Here is a 1,611-nt window from a genome sequence, read left to right on the forward strand (position 1 = left end):
CGGCGTTTTTCAAGGTGGTTGTCGCGTCTGACCTCTAAGTCATGCTGCTTGCTTATCGTACTGTTGCTCTCGATCAGGATTCAGCAGTACGGTTCCCGCAGGCTGCCAGTTACGTGTCTGGCCTGACCAACGCGCAGGATTTCTTTCTTTAGCCCGCAGGTACAACTCATGACGCCGGGCAAGGATCTGTTTGTCCAAGCCTCGGTGTCGTTCTGCTGGCGTAACGAAACGAATACGGCTATGTCGGTGTTCCTGGTTGTACCAGCTGATGAAATCTCTTACCCAACGCCTGGCTGCCTCGAGGCTACTGAAACCTTTGGTTGGCCATTGCGGGCAGTACTTCAGTGTTCTGAACAAGGCCTCCGAGTATGGGTTGTCGTTACTCACCCTTGGTCTGCCTCTGGAAGGGGTGATACCCAACTCATGCATCTTGCTGAGCAAGGTTGATGACTTCATCGGAGTGCCATTGTCAGAGTGCAATATCAACGGCTCACGCAAGCATTGCTCGCTGATCACGCTTCGCTGTAGCAAGGTCGCGGCCTTCGCTCCGTCTTCATCCTCATGCACTTCCCAGCCGACACATTTCCGGCTGTAGATGTCCTCGATCAGGTACAGGTAGTAATACTTTCCGCGTACCGCTGTAGGCAGATACGTGATGTCCCACGACCAGACCCGATTAGGTGCATGTGCCGCATGGGTGGTTGGAACAGCTTGGCGTCCAGGCTGCTGGCTCCGGCCCCGATGCTGTCGTTGTCCGGCCGCACGTAGCACCCGGTAAAAGGTTGACTCTGAGGCCAGATAGCACTGTTTGTCCGCCAAGCGCGGGACAATTTGGCTCGGTGGCAAATGCGCGTATTCAGCACTGTTGCATAGATCAAGAATTGCCTGGCGCTCCTGCTCGCTCAGGGCATTCGGAGGCGTTGTCCGAGTTGTTGTGGTTCGAGCGTCAGCTCGAACCTCCTCGGTCTGAGTCCAGCGCTGTAGTGTCCTGAGTGTCAGGCCGACTTCCAGGCATGCAACCCGCTTTCGTGCTCCAGCACTAATCGCTTCGTTTAGCCAGTCCACCAACAGTTGCCGTTCCGGCAGAGCGGTCAATTGTCCTCGTCGTCGACTCCCCAGTAGTCGTTGAGCTTTTTTCGAAGGACCAGCAGCGCCGCTGCTTCAGCCAGCGCCTTTTCTTTACGGCGCAGTTCGCGCTCCAGCTGTTGAATACGTTGTTTATCCTGGCGACCCTGTTCCCGATCAGCCTTCGGTTGATGCTTTTCAGCCGCCATACCGCTCAGGAACGTTTGTCGCCAAGCCATGACCTGCTCAGGGTACAAACCCTTGCGGCGACAGTACTCGCCCAGCTCAATTTCAGACAGGCTGGCACATTCGATGACAGCTGCGAATTTCATTTCTGCCGACCAGCTTTCGGTCGGATGGTTGGGATCGGTCACCACACATCCTTCAGGACTGGCTCGTTTACGCCAGGTACGTAGTGTCATTTCAGTCACTCCCTCACGCCTCGCAACCTCGGCCATTGTCAGGTTGTATGGGGGGAGCAGCATCTTCAGTAGTTCGGCTTTACGTTCAGGTGAATAGTACGGCACATCGGCTCTCTTTCCGCCC

The 1,611-nt window shown here is 55.7% G+C and carries 1 protein-coding gene; it reads right to left on the reverse strand.

Translation table 11 applies throughout. The annotated features are described in order from the left end of the window. Positions 1 to 39 precede the first annotated feature (39 nt). Positions 40 to 1,592 (reverse strand): IS3 family transposase gene (locus tag ACODS9_RS26490; RefSeq protein ID WP_489095118.1). Its coding sequence is split into 2 segments (ribosomal slippage): positions 40 to 1,130 and positions 1,130 to 1,592, totalling 1,554 coding nucleotides; the frame shifts between segments, so codons are not numbered across the junction. Positions 1,593 to 1,611: the final 19 nt, after the last annotated feature.

The sequence above is a fragment of the Pseudomonas sp. FG36 genome, assembly GCF_057809275.1.